The sequence below is a fragment of the Sphingobacterium psychroaquaticum genome (genome assembly GCF_900177625.1).
Classification (GTDB): Bacteria; Bacteroidota; Bacteroidia; order Sphingobacteriales; family Sphingobacteriaceae; genus Sphingobacterium; species Sphingobacterium psychroaquaticum.
In genome coordinates, this window is record NZ_FXAU01000001.1 from 1,241,568 (window position 1) to 1,260,130 (window position 18,563).

Annotated in this window: 14 protein-coding genes; 3 read left to right on the top strand and 11 right to left on the bottom strand. The window is 41.2% G+C overall.

All coding sequences use genetic code 11. The features are described from left to right. Positions 1-26: 26 nt before the first annotated feature. From B9Y69_RS05120 to B9Y69_RS05130, 3 genes are all read right to left on the bottom strand, one after another. Complete coding sequence (locus B9Y69_RS05120; protein ID WP_159451816.1) at positions 27-3,401, bottom strand: SusC/RagA family TonB-linked outer membrane protein; 3,375 nt, start codon at positions 3,399-3,401, stop codon at positions 27-29. Between the two features lie 317 nt (positions 3,402-3,718). Next, positions 3,719-4,885, bottom strand: coding sequence for a FecR family protein (locus B9Y69_RS05125; RefSeq protein WP_085471890.1), 1,167 nt, complete (start codon positions 4,883-4,885; stop codon positions 3,719-3,721). Between the two features lie 109 nt (positions 4,886-4,994). Next, positions 4,995-5,597 carry an RNA polymerase sigma-70 factor gene (locus tag B9Y69_RS05130; protein ID WP_085471891.1) on the bottom strand — a complete coding sequence of 201 codons (603 nt, stop codon included), beginning with the start codon at positions 5,595-5,597 and terminating at the stop codon, positions 4,995-4,997. 167 nt (positions 5,598-5,764) lie between these two features. Between B9Y69_RS05130 and B9Y69_RS05135 the strand changes: the two genes are divergently transcribed. After that, the gene (locus B9Y69_RS05135; protein WP_159451817.1) at positions 5,765-6,823 is read left to right on the top strand and encodes an alpha/beta fold hydrolase; all 1,059 of its coding nucleotides are present in this window, start codon (positions 5,765-5,767) and stop codon (positions 6,821-6,823) included. A 29-nt stretch (positions 6,824-6,852) separates the two neighbouring features. Here the strand turns inward: B9Y69_RS05135 and B9Y69_RS05140 are convergent, their stop codons facing one another. After that, positions 6,853-7,209 (bottom strand): PKD domain-containing protein, encoded by a 357-nt coding sequence (locus B9Y69_RS05140; RefSeq protein ID WP_085471893.1) that lies wholly within the window; start codon positions 7,207-7,209, stop codon positions 6,853-6,855. Between the two features lie 96 nt (positions 7,210-7,305). Here B9Y69_RS05140 and B9Y69_RS05145 point away from each other — a divergent pair, with 96 nt between their 5' ends. After that, on the top strand, positions 7,306-7,704 hold the full coding sequence (locus B9Y69_RS05145) for a hypothetical protein (RefSeq protein WP_085471894.1): 399 nt from the start codon (positions 7,306-7,308) through the stop codon (positions 7,702-7,704). 1 nt (position 7,705) lies between these two features. Here the strand turns inward: B9Y69_RS05145 and B9Y69_RS05150 are convergent, their stop codons facing one another. Next, a complete protein-coding gene (locus tag B9Y69_RS05150; RefSeq protein ID WP_085471895.1) occupies positions 7,706-10,159 on the bottom strand; it encodes a mechanosensitive ion channel family protein in 2,454 nt (817 codons plus the stop codon). A gap of 160 nt (positions 10,160-10,319) precedes the next feature. On the opposite strand from B9Y69_RS05150, the gene B9Y69_RS05155 reads away from it, so the two are divergent. Next, on the top strand, positions 10,320-11,378 hold the full coding sequence (locus B9Y69_RS05155; protein ID WP_085471896.1) for a hypothetical protein: 1,059 nt from the start codon (positions 10,320-10,322) through the stop codon (positions 11,376-11,378). 7 nt (positions 11,379-11,385) lie between these two features. Here the strand turns inward: B9Y69_RS05155 and B9Y69_RS05160 are convergent, their stop codons facing one another. From B9Y69_RS05160 to B9Y69_RS05185, 6 genes are all read right to left on the bottom strand, one after another. Beyond that, the gene (locus B9Y69_RS05160; protein WP_085471897.1) at positions 11,386-11,874 is read right to left on the bottom strand and encodes an MEKHLA domain-containing protein; all 489 of its coding nucleotides are present in this window, start codon (positions 11,872-11,874) and stop codon (positions 11,386-11,388) included. Continuing rightward, entirely contained in the window at positions 11,871-13,595 is a 1,725-nt protein-coding gene (locus B9Y69_RS05165) for a thiamine pyrophosphate-dependent enzyme (RefSeq protein WP_085471898.1), read from the bottom strand. The genes B9Y69_RS05160 and B9Y69_RS05165 overlap by 4 nt, the downstream gene beginning before the upstream one ends. Positions 13,596-13,934: 339 nt before the next feature. Continuing rightward, entirely contained in the window at positions 13,935-15,212 is a 1,278-nt protein-coding gene (locus tag B9Y69_RS05170; RefSeq protein ID WP_085471899.1) for a M16 family metallopeptidase, read from the bottom strand. Then, positions 15,202-16,455, bottom strand: a complete 1,254-nt coding sequence (locus B9Y69_RS05175) for a M16 family metallopeptidase (protein ID WP_085471900.1) — start codon at positions 16,453-16,455, stop codon at positions 15,202-15,204. The genes B9Y69_RS05170 and B9Y69_RS05175 overlap by 11 nt, the downstream gene beginning before the upstream one ends. A 69-nt stretch (positions 16,456-16,524) precedes the next feature. Then, on the bottom strand, positions 16,525-17,427 hold the full coding sequence (gene hemF / locus B9Y69_RS05180; RefSeq protein WP_085471901.1) for an oxygen-dependent coproporphyrinogen oxidase: 903 nt from the start codon (positions 17,425-17,427) through the stop codon (positions 16,525-16,527). A 2-nt stretch (positions 17,428-17,429) separates the two neighbouring features. Beyond that, positions 17,430-18,440: an NAD(P)H-dependent glycerol-3-phosphate dehydrogenase gene (locus B9Y69_RS05185; RefSeq protein WP_085471902.1), complete on the bottom strand. Its 1,011-nt coding sequence runs from the start codon at positions 18,438-18,440 to the stop codon at positions 17,430-17,432. Between the last annotated feature and the right edge of the window lie 123 nt (positions 18,441-18,563).

The window sequence follows — 18,563 nt, forward strand, 5'->3', positions numbered from 1 at the left end:
TTTCAATTTTTAGTCTAACTGGATACCTAGAAGGTTACGCTCGCTCCGAAAGCAATACGTCGCGCAAAAGGATATTGTGTCCCTCGTTCTATTTCAATCGTAGAAAAGCGCATCAGATCGTTCAATGTTACATTAAGTCTTAAGTTCTCCAGGCGTAACTTCTTAAGTGTCTCCCGATTGTACAAGGTATATCCCAGTGTGACACTTGATATATTGAAATAGCTATTCTTCTGAACAAACCGGGAGGTAGTCCCGACCCGACTTTCTCCGTTTACGAATGAAAAGGCACGGTAGCGCGCTTCATCTCCCGGACGGATCCATTTATCGGTCAGCGTACGTCCATCTACATTATATTCCCGAATATCAATGTCTTCTACTTTATCAACTAAAGTTTGGTTATACATATATCCGCCAGATGAATAGCTTCCAGCAACGACGGCATCCCATCCCTTATAGGCAAAGGTCATTCCCACAGCGCCATGAAACTTAGGTCTTTCATCGGCAATCGCTACTAATTCCGCGGCCCGCCATTCCGTACCTACCGAACCGTCTCGATATTGATATACCTCCCGACCGGTTACAGGATCGATACCCAACGATGGTAACGCATAGATGGTCGATCGAGAAGCACCTTCAGTAAATATGTTCGGTGGTAACGTCGATAAGCGGTCGCCATCATAGGTATATTGCATCGCCGCCAATATCTCTTGGTTACGCTGCTTCATAGCGTCAGAAATCTTCGATATTACATTCTTGTTCGCTCCAATATTTCCCCAGATAGTTAAGCGCGGTTTATTGTTCATCCCATTCAGTACGACCACATTTAACTTCACATCAAAACCATCGTTCGTCAGCTCACCAATATTATCGGTAAAGCTTGGGAACCCCGTGGAAGGCGCAAGCGTAATACTTTGTAAGAGATTGGACGTATTTTTCCAGTAGTATTCCGCTGTAATATTAATGCGAGCCCGGAACAACCCCATATCCAGTGCGATCTTTTTCTGCCGTGTCGTCTGCCATTTCAAATCAGCATTCCCCATTCCTTGTAAAATTGCTCCAAAATCGACATCATAAATATTATCCGTCATATATAGATATTTATTCATGGCTTGGTAAGGCGCAAAATTTTGACTCGCCGTTTCTGCTAAGGCTGCCGTAAGACGTAGGGAATTAAATATGCCCAAGGACTGTATAAAAGATTCCCGATGCAAGTTCCAACCTAGTCCGGCAGACCAAATAGGTGCATATTTCTGATTTGAGCCAAACTGGGAAGAACCATCATACTTAAAAGAAAAATCTCCATAATACCGGTTGTCATAAGCATAATTCACCATAGCAAGCATGCCCATCAGTCGATTCGTATTGTCTAATCCGCCCGGTCTTGTATTTTGCATATATTGCTTGGCAAATGCGAGATCATCCATATTTGGATTCGGGAAACCTTGGGCCTGCACACGATCGACATTTGCAATCGACTCCCGAATATTTCCTCCAACTTGCGTATACAGATTATGTTTCTGTCCGAACAATTTAGAATATATCGCATACACAGCACCTTCGTACTGTGTGGAACGTGTCGTCGAAACATCCATCTCACCCCGGAGTGCGTAGGTCTCCATGGCTGGTGTTATATTAATGAACTTGGTATGGGTAGCCGGTCGAAAATCTTTACTGTCAGCAAATCGTTTAGAAAAGCCAAATGATCCACGGAACCTGAAAGCACTAGAAGCTTGCCATTCGGTTGCAAAATTATTAACGATCTCCGTATATTGGTTTTTACCTTGGGTATTGATAGTGCCATTATACAAGGGATTTAAAACGTAAGCTGACCGTTGCCCCGAGGTACTTACATTTTCGTAAAGGAAAGGTGAATCGGCACCGTTGTTACCTGGAATTGCGAAATATGGTTTTGCATTTACAAACGATTGAAAACCACCATATGGGCTGGCCTCGGACTTTGTATTCGCAATCTGTAAATCATTACGAAACAAGAACTTGCCTACATTGTAATGAATACCTACATTACCTTGATAATTATTGCGGGAAGAACCTTTCATCACGCCCGGATTCCCCGATGCAGCTACCCCAACGTTATATTTAAAAGATTGGTCTCCCCCCTCAATACCTAAAGAATGTCGTTGTTCCACAGCAGTGCGTATAGCTTGAGACAACCAGTACGTATCCACCCCACTCTTTACCATCGTCAAACGGTCATTATAGAGATCTTGTCGCACAATATGCTCTGCCACCGATGAACCATTATACACACCGGCGCGATATTCAAAATCAAGTAGTTCTCCAGCCTTCAACATATTATAATCGCGCAAATCAGGTGTAACCACGTTGGCACTTACCCGATAGGTCGTACGCAGCTTACCGGCAACAGGTGCTTTGGTGACAATCACCACAACCCCATTTGCCGACCGTGTTCCATAGATAGCTGCCGCCGAACCATCTTTCAAGAGCGTGACAGACTCAATGCGATTCATGTCGAGATCAACAATACGTTCCAGATTGGTTTCAAAACCATCCAGGATGAAAAGCGGCAAGTTTGGGTTACCGTAAAATGCTGTCCGGAGGTCTCCTTCAGGATATTTATCATTTAATGTGCTGCTCCCGCGAAGCTCGATCTCTGGCATTGCATTTGGATCGGAACCAAGCGCATTGTTTTCAATAATACGGAACGACGGATCTAATAAACCCAATCCTTGCAGGATACTTGCTGAACTCATCCTACGAAGTTCCTCTCCAGAAAATGTAGCGGAACTACCGGTATAAACTTCCTTTTTCACTTGTGAGATACCATTTACAACAATATCATCCATATTACGAACAGCCTCTTCTAACACAATCTCTATGGTCTGTTGTCCTTTTTTGAGCGTCACTTCCTTCATTTGGTATCCGACATGCGTAATGGAAAGGATCTGATTGTCTGCCGTCATCCGGATCTTAAAAGCACCCGAAGCAGAGGTTAAAATCGCGACATTTGGAACACCCTTTATCCGTACTGTTGCATTATGGATTGGTTTACCATTTCGATCTACAATACGCCCACTCAATTCTAGAGGGATTCCTTCCTGTTCGGTTTTTGTTATAGGCCGTTCCACCGGCTGAACCACAACAAAATCCTTTCCCATCGTATAGGTTAAGGACCTTCCTTCTAGGATTAGGTCTAATAGACGTGGCAAAGACATATCCTGTACATTGACTGATATACGTTCTTTCAAATCCATCTTTGAACCAGGTATCAGGACGTCAAAATTTGTTTGTTTCCGAATTTCACGTACCAATTGCTCTACCGTAATTTTCTTATTCTTAATGGTTACTTTCTGGGCATAAGTCGATGCTGACAGTTGCATAAGCGAGATGCACAACAAAGCCCCAGTTAGGTTAATTCTCATAAACCATTTTCTCTTTTCATCTGTAAAAATCCGTCTATGCGGGAGGTGGTCTACGCTCGGATGTTCACCGTTTGGCATACCTATCCCACCGCATAAAGAATTGAAATAATTTTTATACATTTGGTTAGCTGTTTTTTAAAAAATAATTCCCTGCTATTGTTTAATAGCGACTCTAAAGACAGTCAACTTAAAAAAGGGGTGTTACGAGCATCCCTTTTTTCGTTGATATAAGTCTTGTTAAAATTGTTAATAAGGCTACGTCATAGGCATATATCAATGGGTTAGTTAATACGTTTAATTAGTTAGTTTTTAATGATTTATTGAACATATAATTTACGTCCATCTAAGCGAAATCTCACTTCCTTTGTCAAGGCCATCCGTTGAAGTAGAACGTTAATATCACTATGTCGGCTTATCGAACCAATCAATTTCACCGACTTAACGGCGGGGTTCAGGTACACAATTTCTAAGTCATACCATCTACCTATATCCTCCATTATTACCTGCAACTCCTTATTGTTGAAAGAGAAGTATCCCTGCTTCCAAGCAATCGATTCCTCTGCTTCTATGGATTGAACACGTAGAGTAAGATCGGTCAACTCCGCTTCCTGGCCAGGCGACAATACCGCTGACTGCCCTTCTGCATTTTCTACACGAACCTTTCCTTCCAGTAAGGTTGCTGACGCCCGCGTCGCACTATATGCTTTGACGTTAAACTTAGTTCCCAATACCGTTACTTTTTGTCCGCTAAAGGACACAGTGAACGGCGCATTCACGTTTCGAGCCACCTCAAAATAGGCTTCTCCACGCAACGTTACATTCCTTCGTTCATTAGAAAACCGAGACGGATACGTTAAAGAGGAACCGGAATTAAGCCATACCAGAGATCCATCTGGCAGTGTCACTTTAATAAATTGTCCATTGGAAGTTTCGAGTATATTATTTTCCGCTATCCCCTCTCCCGTATTCATCTGATAGCGTAACCCACCTTCGTCATCCTGTTCAATAGTAACGCCATTTTCTATCGCAACTAATCCTGTAGATAAACTATCCAAAGCAATTCGCTTACCATTACTTAATGTCAGATAAGCGGCAGCTCCTGCCGGTTGTATACGCTGTGCTATTTGGGAATCTCCCTCCGCCGGTAGAAGGACAGTACGCCACACCGCAAACAGAGAAGCTATCGCCACTATGGCTGCTGCAGCTCCCCAATACCAACGCTTAATTTTTCGGGAACGAGATGGCACAACCGCGACTGCTCTTTCTGTTTGTTCTTGAATCCGGGCAAATAATCCTTCGGAATCAAATAGATCTGCAGTTGCTGTAGATCCGACAAATTTCGCGTAATATACTTCCAACAACCGCCCTAATTCCTGATCATCCTTATCTTGTGCGATCAATCTAAAAAAAGCAGCTCGCTCGGCAGGCGTCGCTGTTTTCGTAAAATACTTTTCAAATAATAGTTCTAATTTATCTTGACTCATAAATAGAGGGGTACAAAGCCACAATATGTTCTCTTACCGGTAAAGACGTACCTATTTCGGTAAAGGGGTAATTGATTTTAAAAAAAACAAAAAATTAGTGCATATCGATCTAAAGCGTCGCGAACATAGGCATAAGTAAGAGAGCCAAAATGGGGGGATCCATCCGCTCCTTTAGCTGTGATTCCAAGAATTTCACAGCGAGCTGAATGTGTTTCTTTACCGTTTCTTTTGAGACGTTTAATTGGGCTGCGATTTCTTCATGTTTTAGGCGATCGTAGCGGCTAAGCTTGTATACCATTTGTTGTTGCGGTGGCAATAATTCCACCGCTTCAGTAATCCATTGTCGATATACATCTGCCGGATTATCTAGTGTTGCGAGTTCAGCCTCTTCCAACAGATACTTATCTACCTCGGCCTTTTGCAACGCATGTCTTGCTTTTTTACGCAGGGCATCGATAGTACGATTCCGACATAAGATAAAGAGATAATCTTTCAGACTAGCGATCGTAGACATCTCCTCTCGCTTTAGCCAAATCTTCACAAAGATATCCTGAATAATTTCCTCCGAAACGGTTACAGATTCCGTTACTTGGTAAACATAACTAGCAAGGGGTTGATGGTAGTGGTCAAATATTTTCTTAAATGCACGTTGATTACCCACAGCTAGCTGCTGTAAAAGCAATACTTCATCATGTAATGGAACAACCAACATTGTTTACATTTAAATTGAAATCAGGTTTTGGTATAAAATGCCAATATTAATATAATATTACCAAAATTGCAAGCATAACAAATCTTAACAATTAGGTATGTAATAAAAGGCTATTTTTGCCTTGTCTATATCAAAATAGTGTATCTACACGTTTTTCTATTATGTATATGTGTTATTACAGGAATCTGCTACTTTTCTTTCTTATTCTTTTTTCAACCATCACTGCAGCCCAAGAGGTTAAAAAAACAACGGTCTTTCGGTCTTACGCATCTGCGGTCGCGCAGTACAATCTATACGAGCAAAAGCATCGTAAGCGAAAACAAACAGCCCATGTAAAACTAGCCTATTTGGAATGGGGAAAGCCCGGGGATAAGGCATTTATATGGTTACATGGCAGCTTGAGTAATGCGTATGAGTTTATGCCTTTTGCGGAGCGCATTGCACAAGCGGGCTATCACGTTATCGCAATAGACCAGTATAATGCCGGAAAGACTCCACTCCCTCCATTCGATGCTTCGTTTGACGATCTTTGCGTTGATATCAAAGATTTAATGGAAAATCTGGGAATTAAGAAAGCCGTTATTGGCGGATTCTCTCGCGGTGCATTTCTGGCAACCAACTTCTATAAACAATATCCCAATTCGGTCAGTGGTCTCATCTTAGAAGATGGGGGCTCGGTGGCCTTTAAGACAAGTTATGAAAAGCTTAGTAAAACAGCATTGGCCGCGAAGTTGAAGTCCGTAAATTTGCCAGATGAAATAAAGAATAAATATTTTGCTGAGTTCTCCAGTAAGTTCCAAGCGTATAAAAGTCTTTTTGAGCCCGAGACCAAAACCAATCAGTTTGAGATTTTAAGCTATATCAAACCGCTAAAAAACAAATGGATTACCTATAAAGGGCTTCCTGAGTATTATTACATGCAAGATAGTTTACATATGGCGAAAGCACTTTTTCAAACGTCCACCATTAGTAAATATGCAGCTTCCATAATCAATGTTGACCCGGTAAAAATATTCCAGAACCTATCGACACCTGTACTTATTATGGACGCGAACTCCACAACAGACCCCACCCCAGTGCTTGCCGAAAATAAGACACTTGCAGCCTCTCATCCAAAATACATTCAACTAAAGGCATTCGAAAACGTAGATCATAATATTCACTTTGCTTATCCTGACGAATTTGTAAAAACGATTACAGAATTTCTAAAGAAATTCAACATATAGTGAATTTTAAGCCTTAGCGGTTCAAGTTATTAGGGAATTGTCACCGTCTCTTTTATATCAAATGAGCAAGAAGCACCATCTAGGCTTACGGTAGCAATTGCGGTATAAGTACCCGCTTTTGCGTACGTATGGCTGCTTGTGGTACCTGTCACATTTTGGACTGGGGTACCATCTCCATAGTTCCACTTAATGACCGTATTTAATTCATGTTCTCCCACATATTTTACGCTATAGTTAATACGTGAAGGTTCCCCTGATACTGGGCTATGATGTACATCAACCAAAAGGGATTGTCCAAAACAGTCCACCACCTTATCGGCATCCTTTTTACTACAAGACCATGTCGTAAGTGCTAACAAAGAGCAAAGTACAATATTTAATTTCATACATTTTTTTAGTAAAAATACAAAAAGCCATAAATAAATTAATCTGTATTTACACAAATTAATTAGCTTTGTTTAAACGAAATAAGACAAGTACCGATGAAAACAGCACTCTTCCCTTTAGCGCTTGTATGCAGCCTCTTCTTTACTTCAGCCACCTCTGGCGCTACGTCCAATCAAAATGGTTGTGCTATGACAGTAACCTATGCGGAGATGGCTTTTGCAAAATTCAAGAAGGCCTATAAAGCAAAATCTATCGCGGATGCACAATCTTACTTGAAAGATGGCATCTTACAAGCGACAGAATCGTCCGCGTATGCTATACAGGACGCCTGTAATTGTCCTCTAGCAAAAAACTATGCGCTTTCGGCTGTCACCTTTGGCAACAATGCTAAAAAAGCGGACAAACTGGACGAATTAAAAAAATGGGCTAAGAAAGCCATGGATGCTTCCTTGGATGTACTTACAGCCACACCAAACTGCGGAAAAGGCAAGTAATTTACTCTTCTTTTTTCCATATAACTTCCTGCTTCGGCAAGGCTAATGCAATATTGTTTGCCGCCAAGCTCGAAGTTATAGCACGAATTATATCACTCCGAACAACACCCCCATCTTTATTGGTTTTTGTCCAGAAATAAAGGATTACAACTACTGATTGGGCAGAAACCTCTCCATATTGTACCGAAGGTGTGGGATTGTTTAAGATCTGACTATCGGCTTCAACAGCGGCTAAAATAAGCTGATTAACAACGTTCAAATCTGCACCATATGCGACCTCGATGTGAACACTCAATCGTTTCTTAAAACCACCAGTAGTCCAATTAATAACATGAGAATTAAGAAGATCTCCATTGGGCATGATCAAATCAGCCCCATCAAAAGTCGCAATAACACTGCTCCGAAAACCAATAGACTTCACCTTTCCGGACTGTCCTCCGATATCCACCAGGTCGTCTACATTCACAGGCTTCTCAAAGGCGATAATTAAACCACTTACGAGGTTATTTACCAATGTCTGTAGTCCAAAACCAATACCAACACCTAAGGCACCAATGATCAACGTGATTTGTTGTATCGGAATACCGACGGCTGCAAAAGCCAGGAAAAAGCCAATGACAATAATGCTTATTCGAACCAATAGTAGCCAACTTCCCAATCGAAATTTACGTTCTTGTTTCTCACTATGTCCATTCCATTGTGTATCTGTTGCAAAATAGGAAACGATCTTGGAGAGCACCGTCGCACTCACCATGATAAGCATGAAGATCAAAATATTGTTAATAGAAAAGGTGAAACTTCCCAATTGGTGTTCACTTTGAAAGAACTCGCGCAGTGGTTCAGAAAGCAACTTAAATTCGTAAAAATTACGTCCGAATAAAACAAACCAACCCACTATAAGAATAGCATAAAAAAAGCTCGGAGCGCGCTGTCCTACCCGATTATAATTAATATAGAAGAGTCTACTTTCTTGTTTTTTATAAAGCTCAGAAGCAAAAGATAACCCTTCATTGACTAAACGTAAAACCCATAGAAAAATAATAGCGACAACGACATTTAACAAACCGGATACCAGCAACACCTTGGCCGTATTATACAAGCCCAATATATTGAGAAATGTGGATACGATTACCAGTAAGGTCATCAATCCGATAGGCACAAGAATCCATCGCTCCTGCAGCTCCACATGCTTCCTTTTATGAAATAACACAAAAAGGCCCACAGCAGAAGCTGTACCTGAAATCCACAGAATAAACCATCTCTCAGGACGCGAAGCTTGAAGTATAAGGTTATCGACAGCAGCGGCTACAAAAAGAAGAAATATCGTTACCCAAACAGACATCCAGTAGGGTTTTATGAAACCATGCAAAAGGATAGTTACGAGGATCCCAAGCGTGATCAATACCGCTGCAGTGAAAATAAAGGGAGGATTAGGAAATAGAAACTGCGCCACGCTGATGCTAATTGCTAATCCAGCAACTAAAGGTCTGTTCAGGAGCATGGCATCACGAAATTCGAGATGATTATTTTGGAGCGCTGATCGTAAGCTATAGATATAACCTACAACAAGCCCTAATACCAATAATACCACAAACAGTTTTCCGACATGTCCTTTGATGTAGTAACTAAGAACTAATGTCGCTTTCGTATACGAAATGGCCACAATTTCGCTGAATGGCCTATTGTAGGCACTTTCTTGCCACAGTGGTGCAAACTCCTTTTTGAATGTTCGATCTCCTACTTGATCCTGCAGGTATAGAATTTCCTCCATCCCCGTTTCAAGCTTTAAAAGCTCTAAATTTATCGCATTTTGTAAAGACTGTGTACTATTGATACTATTTTTGAGCTGTTGCGTTACGGGAGCTATCTCAATAGCCAGAACCTTTAATTTATGTACATATTGAGCGATCTCTAACGAATCACTTGATAATATAAATAAAGATTTATCATTGCTCAAAGAATCTATTTCAAAACGGTATTTAACAAGCTGATCCATATAGGCATCGACTCTTTTTTTATAGACAATCCCTTGGTTTCGTAAAGCCTCAAAGATATGATATGTCGTTGTTAGGTTTCGTGCGGTATGTGCGGAGCCTTGATGTTCGAAAACACCATCTTTAGCAACCTCATGCCAATGTATAATCTGCTGTAGACTATGCTTGAAAGCTAGGGTATCGAATTCTTTTTTCAAAAAAGAGCGTGCTTGACGTGTCAAAGCCTGTACATCCTGCAAAATTCTGTTTTGCTGAATGGTGGCTTTATCCGTTTCCATATCAATCATACTCTGCTTTGCTGAATTTGCAAAAAAACGATTTACATTTTTCACATAATCATGCTTGCTGGTATCCAATCTAATGTGTCCACTATCCGCGCGAAGAGACATACCTAAACTAGGTATCACAAAAAATAAGATAATTCCAGTAATGAAACTAGCTACAGCTAATGTCTTATTCATAATCTATATTTTAGGCCTCATGCAACGAACTAGACCAATCAAAAAAACGTGATTTTTATAGATTAAAACTAATAAAAAAAGATGTAATCGGAGACAAGAAATTTCGCAAATTGCGTTGTTGTGTATCAAGAAAAAACTATTTTTACGGGAAATTTAAATTATGAAGAAATTATTTAAGGTTGTAAAAATTGCATTTTTAAGTATACTTGCAATCCTTGCAGCAGGTCTCCTCTACTTCGTTATCAGTAACAAATTATTTCTTGGCAATCCAGACAAAGAATACACGGCTTATCTTTCAAAAAATAAATACAGTGTCACTTCGGAAATTCCTACAGCAGCCTTTGACCCCACTTTTAATCAGGCCGACATTTACCTGTTAGGCGAAATCCACGGTTATGCTGCCAATCAAGTATTAGACAAACAATTGCTTCTATTTCTAAATAAGAAATTAGGTATCAAATACTATATTGCTGAAATGGACAGTACCACGGCCCAGCAGTTAAATACATTCTTGGCAAAGGATAGCAAAGACGAAGAACTTCTGCAACAGGTCGTTCTGGCGATTCGCCAAAGAATTCCACAACAAGCCAGCAAAGAGCTTATGGAGAAATGGAGCGATATCTACACCTATAATAAGCAACTGCCCGACTCTTCAAAAATAACGGTGTTAGGGATAGATAAAGATTTTAACGACAAGCGTACAACCATCACTAGAGACTCGGCCATGGTCGCTAATCTTCAGCAAATGGTACAAAAGCAAAAACTACACAACGAAAAGCTTTACGGTCTCTTTGGTCTGTATCATGTTTTACAGCAAACCCCACAGGCGGGGCATAAACCTCTTGCTGCGGGGTTAAAGCAAGCCGGTTTTAAGACGATAAGTTTCGTTAGCCAAACATTAGATAGCGACATGTATCTTCCCAAAAACCCGCAATTCCCGACGCCACCTGATGAAAAAATCAACTGGGTAAATGCGGACGGTCCTCTTATGCTGGTTAAGGGAATAAATGATTTAAAGACGTTAACCACTCCGAATACCGTGACGCTTTTCAAGTTAGACGCCAGTGATTCACCTTACCGACAATCACAACAATTAAGCCGCATGAAGTCTACTATTTTTGGAACCAATATAGTTCCAAAAAACGGATCTGTTACGACTGATTTTTTTCAGTATGTATTCCTTCTTCGGAACAGCAAGGCATTGACCAAATTACCTTAGATCTGTATTATTTTGGCCCAGGGATGTTCCACCAATCAGGTCTTAGCGCATCCGTGGGCCAAAACAAAGCTGCTTGTCCGATTACCTTTCTCTCTTGGTCTTCCACGACCCAAATAATGCCATCATAAATCTGAAAAGTATTTCCATTCTTTGTGCGGCGCAAGCCTTCATAATTGAAAGCTATACCGTTTTGACGCACCTGTGCTAATAATCTATTCCGTTCCGCCTGGTCTGCGGGACCAGCGCTAAGGCGTGATGGTAAGCTAAGCATTTCGGAGTACCCATATCCAAATGAATGTAATGCCATCTCGTTTACATAGGTAAAAACAGGGTCTGCCGCGGTATCATGAGACAACAAACTATAAGGAGCTTCTCTATGGAGCCAATCATAACGATCTGGAACACCAGGAGGAACAGGCAGCGCTACTCCAGTGCGCCGCAAAAAAGATAAATCGATTAAATCTAATAATATCCGTGTTTCTTCTATGCTCCTCATAAGTTTACTAATCTAGGATTGCTGCCCAGTAATTGATTGGGATCGATTGGAACTTCAATAAGTAATGAACGTTCCATGGTCGGTTCAATTTGGTCCAAAACATCCGATAAATTACTTAAATCAGGAAGGAGTCGCGCAGCATTCCATCCAAAAGATAAGGCTACTCCTTGATAATCTACAGCAATCACATCTGCATGGTATTGTTCTTCCGGAAAGTCATGTAAAACCTTTCTTAACCCTTGATCAACTATTCCTAAACGTTCATTATTGAGTAAAAAAAGTACAATACCCAGCTTTGCGGCTTCTCCCAGGCAGCCAGCAAATAGACGAAAGCACCCATCGCCTGTAAAGCAATACACATCTCTTTCTGGGTTGGCTATTTTCGCTCCCACTGCTGTTCCAAAAGCTCCGCCCATAGCCGATCCGCGATACAACGAGTAAAAATCAATATTATCGTTGGGACGCGAAAGGATATATTGTCTGTCTTTATAGGCTAAACAGACATCATCAAATGCGATCGAGTTTTTACGCCAATAGCTATCTAAACGTTGATATAAATCTACCATATCCACATAGTTATGGTTGGCCCGAATAAACGCATGGTTATTTAAATCCGCAGGAGCAGGTCTTGCCGGAATATTCCCACAAGGTTCCTCCTGTACTTTGGTTATCAGATGCGTCAAAGCTGTATGCATATCTCCCAACACCTGATCATAATTTCCTGTCGTTATATGAGCAAAGCTGTTGTTCACCATTCCATAACTATTCTCAGCCTCCCCCAGATAGAACAAATCGGATGCTATAATCTTTTTTAAATTTGTGGTGTACTCGTCGGAACAGCCTCCTAACAACAAAACGACATCATCCTCGCCCAACGACCTAAAAATTTCCATTGCCTTATCATTTCCTCCAAAAGAAATATAACCGTAGCCGTAAGGATTTTCACGACTCACAGCATTGGCACCGTTAATACTCCATATCGTTTCCGCACGTAGCGCTAAACTCAATTGTGTGGTGAGTTCTTTTACACGAGCACAACGCCGCATCTCATCGCCCACCACAATAACAATTCTTCTATTTTGAACAGCCTGCCGAAACTTTAGGATAAAATAATCCATACGCCAACTCAAATCTTCGAATGCGCCCCCTTCTATGATAGACGCTCTCCTGAAAATTCCAAAGTCAATATTCGAACTACTTTTAGTTAAAACAAATACCACAGGTTTACCGTGCTGGAGCAGTGTTTGAATTCGCGTATAGGTTTCATCTATAGAAAATGTTTCATCTAACACAAAAGTAGAGTCTGGCAATTCGGCTTGTAACTGCGCCAGAATGTTACTTCCATAGACAGATGTATCCTGTAATGGACCAAACCCGGAGGCTTCAGGTTCGCAAAGAGGGACAATATAAACGGAAGGGATATTATGGAGTTTAGCATCGCTCAATCCACAACCAATAAGCTTGGTGGCGGCCCCGGTGGTTGCTACCGAAGCCGCAACAGTACCGCTAGAAAGATAATAACCTAACGGAATAAAGCCCGCGACATACTCACCGATCGTAAAAAATGCAGGTTCAACATCGCATTTACCAGAATACCGTGCGATATGTTTTAGAAAATGAATGACGCCACCACCAGTAACGCCAGCAAAAAATTTTACATGCAGGTCACTCAGTAGCGCAACCAGTGGATGTGTCTCTGTAATGTTTAAGGACTCTTTCATCTACGTGTTATTTAGAAGTTACATATATGCTTGAAACACGACTACGCAAAGGGAACAATCACGTACCAAAAGAATATGCGATTACGAGTAACTATTCCCCACCAACACATTCTGATCATTCCCAAAACCAAAGCTCAGAATCACCTGTAGCACGAATCACAAACAAGTTCGCAACGCAACTATCAAATGAATACAAGACAAAAAAACAACACAGATCTACATAAATTGTTTCAGAGTGATAAATATTTAAACAAAAGTTAACAATACGTAAAAATAAAAATGGCACTATTCCCGAGAATAGTGCCATTTTTACACCTTGTACAATTACTTCCTTAGAAACTATTTCTTGCCGACTACGACCTTCAACATTTTTTCAAAATCGAAGTACTGTAAAGCAATCTCCTGTACGTGCTCCGCCGTCATATTACGGATAACTTTATTATATCGTTTGTAATAATCTAGGTCTAATCCATAGAAATAGACAGATTTAAATTTATCTGCATGCGAAAAAATAGACTCTAAACTTCCAAGAGCGGAGCCTAAAATATAATTACGCACAAGCTCGACTTCTTCGTTTGGAGCCAACTCCTGTCGAAGGACATCAAATTCCTTTTTAATTTCATCCAACGTATTTTGTGTTACTTCGACACCAACTTCAGACGCAATAGTAAAGAAACCACCATGCTGTAAACTAGCGATCGCCGAACCAATACTGTATGTATATCCTTTCTCTTCCCGGATATTACGCATTAATCTAGAACCAAAATAGCCGCCAAATAAAGTATTCACAAATTGTAGCGCTGGAAAATCTACGTGCGTTCGGTTTACACAAGGCATCCCAAGACGAAGAGCGGATTGCAATGCATCCTCCCTTTCTTCTACGAACTCCTTCGGTTCAAAAGCGGGAACTTCAGGTACCGTTGATAGTGTTAGTGTGTCGTTATTATCCCAATCTGTTACAAATAAATCACGAATTACAGCAAGAACATCTTCTGTTACACCGCCCGAAAGAATTAATGTGCAGTTCTGCGGTTGTATTTGCTTACGGTATAAAGCAAACAGATCCTCCCGATTTAAGCTATTGTAGTTCTCTTCACTTGGTGTGACGCCATAACGGGTCTCTCCAAAAATATGATTATAAAACAGCTTACGTGCAACATAATCGTTCTTGCGCATCGAAACTTGCAAGGTTTGCTTATTATTGCGAACAAATGTAACCAACTCTGCTTCAGGAATTATCGAGTTTTTAAGCACGTCTTGAGCAACAGGTACCACGTCAGCAAAATACTTACGCAAGCTATACAGTGTCAAAGCCGTATGATCGTAACTATATTCAGGGACAAGATATGCGCCATAAAAATCAATATCTTCCGCAATCTGTGCGCTTGTACGCAACTCCGTCCCCTCCTTCAGCATACTGCTTAAACAGGTATTCAATAGGGGGTTTTCGGGCGAGGCGAATAGGTTTTGAAAGATAAATTCAGCCTTGATCAACTCTTGGTCATCTGACCGGAAAACGAAGACTTTAAGCCCATTATCGAACGTTAATTCCTCCGGATGAATCAATGTTATATCTTCTATGGGGTGCTGTGCTGGGGCTTCTTTTCTATTCAACATCTTCCGTTTGCTTTGCGTGATAAATTAAGGTTGATGAATTTTCTCTTCTAAAAACCTGAGCGGCTATCCGACGAATGTCATCTGCCGTTATCGCATCATACTTCTCGACCTCGTGATTATACATATTAGCATCCCCCAAAGCCTCATAAAAAGCTAAGTTCATCGCTTTATCTAAAATCGACAATTCTGCGAAAACCATCGTCGATTCAATCTTGTTCTTTACTTTCTGTAATTCTGGAATCGACACCTCTTCTGTTGCAATAATTTCCAACTGGTTCCATAGTAACTTCTCCGCCTCATCAAGTGTAATGTGTGGTAACGGTTTACCTTCCACCACAAAGAGGTTGCTATCTACGGAGCCCATCACGTAGGCATTGACCTCACTAAATATCGGTTGATCTTTCACCAGAGCGCGATACAACCGTGAGGAACTTCCACGGGACAGAAGATCCGATAAAAGATCCATAGTCGGATAATCCGGGTGTAACCGTTCAGGCCCATGAAAGGCTATATATATACTATTCACAGGAACGTCCGCATCTACTTCTTCACGGCGTGCTTCGGTTTGCTGCGGTTCCTGAGGTAACGCACGTACGTAATCCGCCCCGCGTGGAATATCGCCAAACCATCTTTTTACCAATTCTAAGGTCTCCCCCGCTCGCACATGACCACTGATTACGAGGACTGCATTATTCGGGGCGTAGTGCTTCTTAAAGAATGCTTTCACATCTTCCATAGTAGCTTCCTCAATATGACGTAATTCTTTCCCAATCGTGGCCCAACGGTATGGGTGAACTTTATAAGCAAGCGGACGTAGGCGTAGCCAAACATCACCGTAAGGTTGATTGAGGTATCGCTGCTTAAACTCCTCACACACAACATTTCGTTGTACTTCTAAACTTTGGGGGCTAAAAGCTAAACTTAGCATACGGTCGCTTTCTAACCAGAGTGCGGTCTCTAAGTTTGCAGCAGGCAACGTGACATAATAGTTCGTGATATCGTTGCTTGTGAACGCATTATTCTCCCCCCCAACTTCCTGCAATGGCGTATCGTAGTTCGGGATATTGATGGAACCGCCGAACATCAAGTGCTCAAAAAGATGGGCGAAACCCGTCTTCTCCGGCGACTCATCACGTGCTCCTACATCATACAATACATTAACACAGGCCATTGCTGTGGTATGGTCTTCGTGGATAAGAACCCGTAGGCCATTATCCAACGTAAACTTCTGATAGTTTATCATTAGTTGTTTTTAGTTGTCTGTTCCTGGTAATTAGTTGGTCGAATAAGCTATAAGTACATGCGCTATGCCCTATATCGTCCAATTGATCTCTTTTTTCAATAAAGAAAGTGTTTCTTCCTCGAGGGATCCCTTCTCTGGATGAAAATCATATGCCCAATTCGCTTGTGCAGGCAAACTCATTAAAATAGACTCAATACGTCCATTTGTTTCTAATCCAAAGCGCGTACCCGAATCGTAAACCAAGTTAAATTCAACATACCGTCCACGTCGTAATCCTTGCCAGTTCTTCTCTCGTTCGCCATACGCTTTATCCCGATTCCGGTTAACCAGCTCAGTATATGTCGGAACGAAAGTACGTCCCAGGTCACAAGAAAAATTAAAGATATCTTCGAAAGTAAGGCCGGTCTTTTCGGGAGTCAGTTTATCATAAAAAATGCCCCCAATACCACGGGTCTCTTGTCGATGCTTGATATAAAAATAGTTATCGGCCCAGGTCTTAAAATCCGAATAAAAGTTAGGATGATGCTGATCGCATACATTTTTCATCATCTGATGAAAAAAACGGGCATCATCATGCTGTACATAATGTGGCGTAAGGTCTATACCGCCACCAAACCAACGTACCTGATCGTTTAATTCGAAGTACCGGATATTCATATGAATGATTGGCACCCAAGGGTTGTTCGGGTGGATCACAATGGAAACACCCGTTGCAAAGAAGTCCTCTTCGTCGACACCAAAAGATTTTTTTATCGGTTCAGGAAGTTTACCATGCACCGCAGAAAAATTGACGCCGCCTTTTTCAAGGATATTACCATCCTGTATAATTCTTGTGCGGCCACCCCCGCCTCCCTCTCGTTCCCATAATTCCTCGGCAAACTTCGATTTGCCATCCAACGCTTCCAACCCTTTGGTTATCTCGTCCTGAATAGTTTGATAAGTTTGCGCAATATGTTCTTTGGTAATTTGCATGCTTAAGATAATTTTTCCGTTAATTTTACGACTTCGGATGCCGCAGATTGCTTATTGTATAAAATTTGATATACCGTATCGCAAATAGGCATATCTAAGCCATACTGTTGAATAATATTTTGAATACATGCGGATGCATAGTAACCTTCGGCGACCATATTCATCTCCAATTGAGCGGATTGTACGGTATAACCTTTACCAATCATATTGCCGAATGTTCGATTGCGGCTAAACTGCGAATAAGCCGTAACCAATAAATCTCCCAAATAAGCCGATGCATTGATATCCCTACTTTCTTCCGCATCAATAGCAAAGACAAATTTTTCCATCTCCCGAATAGCGTTCGATACCAAAACAGCCTGAAAATTATCACCATATCCCAGTCCATGGCAAATACCACCAGCTAGAGCATAAATATTTTTCAATACCGCTCCATACTCTACACCAAACACATCAGAAGTGGTTACTGTTTTTATATATCTATTCTGGAGTACCGCCGCAACACGTAATGCGTTATCATTATTTTTTGCTGCTAACGTAAGGTAGGATAGCTTCTCTAAGGAAACTTCTTCGGCATGACAAGGGCCACCGACCACAACGATATTTTCTAATGGGATTTGATAATTACGCTGTAGGTATTCACCCACGATCAGATTGTCACCTGGTACAATTCCTTTTATTGCTGAAACGATAATTTTATCCTCAAAATCAGCCGCTTCTACATCTTGTAAGGCTACCTCCAAATAAGCTGAAGGTGTATTGAGGATCACAATGTCGGACTTTTGGATAACCGTACGCGCAGACTGATACAGGTTCTCGGGATTAACCTTTAATTCAACTGCACTAAGGTAGGTTGGGTTATGTTTATACTGCCGTACATACGCAAGATCCTCTTCTTTACGTATCCACCACAAAAGCTCCTTCGAACTCGTGTTATCGCCTAACATCTTTAACATTGCGGTAGCCCAACTGCCGCTCCCTATCATACCTACGCTAGGTCTGGATTCCTCCATATTTCTTTCTCTTTGTTTGAACTGACAAATATACACAAATAAGAGAAGTATTTAGTAGTTAGTAGTTGGTAGTTGGTAGTTGGTAGTTGGTAGATGGTGGTTGGTAGATGGTGGTTGGTAGAG

Bases quoted from the DNA above. Each gene is read 5' to 3' on its own strand.
- B9Y69_RS05120 (WP_159451816.1), bottom strand. From the start codon at position 3,401: ATGAGAATTAACCTAACTGGGGCTTTGTTGTGCATCTCGCTTATGCAA.
- B9Y69_RS05125 (WP_085471890.1), bottom strand. From the start codon at position 4,885: ATGAGTCAAGATAAATTAGAACTATTATTTGAAAAGTATTTTACGAAA.
- B9Y69_RS05130 (WP_085471891.1), bottom strand. From the start codon at position 5,597: ATGTTGGTTGTTCCATTACATGATGAAGTATTGCTTTTACAGCAGCTA.
- B9Y69_RS05135 (WP_159451817.1), top strand. From the start codon at position 5,765: ATGTGTTATTACAGGAATCTGCTACTTTTCTTTCTTATTCTTTTTTCA.
- B9Y69_RS05140 (WP_085471893.1), bottom strand. From the start codon at position 7,209: ATGAAATTAAATATTGTACTTTGCTCTTTGTTAGCACTTACGACATGG.
- B9Y69_RS05145 (WP_085471894.1), top strand. From the start codon at position 7,306: ATGAAAACAGCACTCTTCCCTTTAGCGCTTGTATGCAGCCTCTTCTTT.
- B9Y69_RS05150 (WP_085471895.1), bottom strand. From the start codon at position 10,159: ATGAATAAGACATTAGCTGTAGCTAGTTTCATTACTGGAATTATCTTA.
- B9Y69_RS05155 (WP_085471896.1), top strand. From the start codon at position 10,320: ATGAAGAAATTATTTAAGGTTGTAAAAATTGCATTTTTAAGTATACTT.
- B9Y69_RS05160 (WP_085471897.1), bottom strand. From the start codon at position 11,874: ATGAGGAGCATAGAAGAAACACGGATATTATTAGATTTAATCGATTTA.
- B9Y69_RS05165 (WP_085471898.1), bottom strand. From the start codon at position 13,595: ATGAAAGAGTCCTTAAACATTACAGAGACACATCCACTGGTTGCGCTA.
- B9Y69_RS05170 (WP_085471899.1), bottom strand. From the start codon at position 15,212: ATGTTGAATAGAAAAGAAGCCCCAGCACAGCACCCCATAGAAGATATA.
- B9Y69_RS05175 (WP_085471900.1), bottom strand. From the start codon at position 16,455: ATGATAAACTATCAGAAGTTTACGTTGGATAATGGCCTACGGGTTCTT.
- hemF (WP_085471901.1), bottom strand. From the start codon at position 17,427: ATGCAAATTACCAAAGAACATATTGCGCAAACTTATCAAACTATTCAG.
- B9Y69_RS05185 (WP_085471902.1), bottom strand. From the start codon at position 18,440: ATGGAGGAATCCAGACCTAGCGTAGGTATGATAGGGAGCGGCAGTTGG.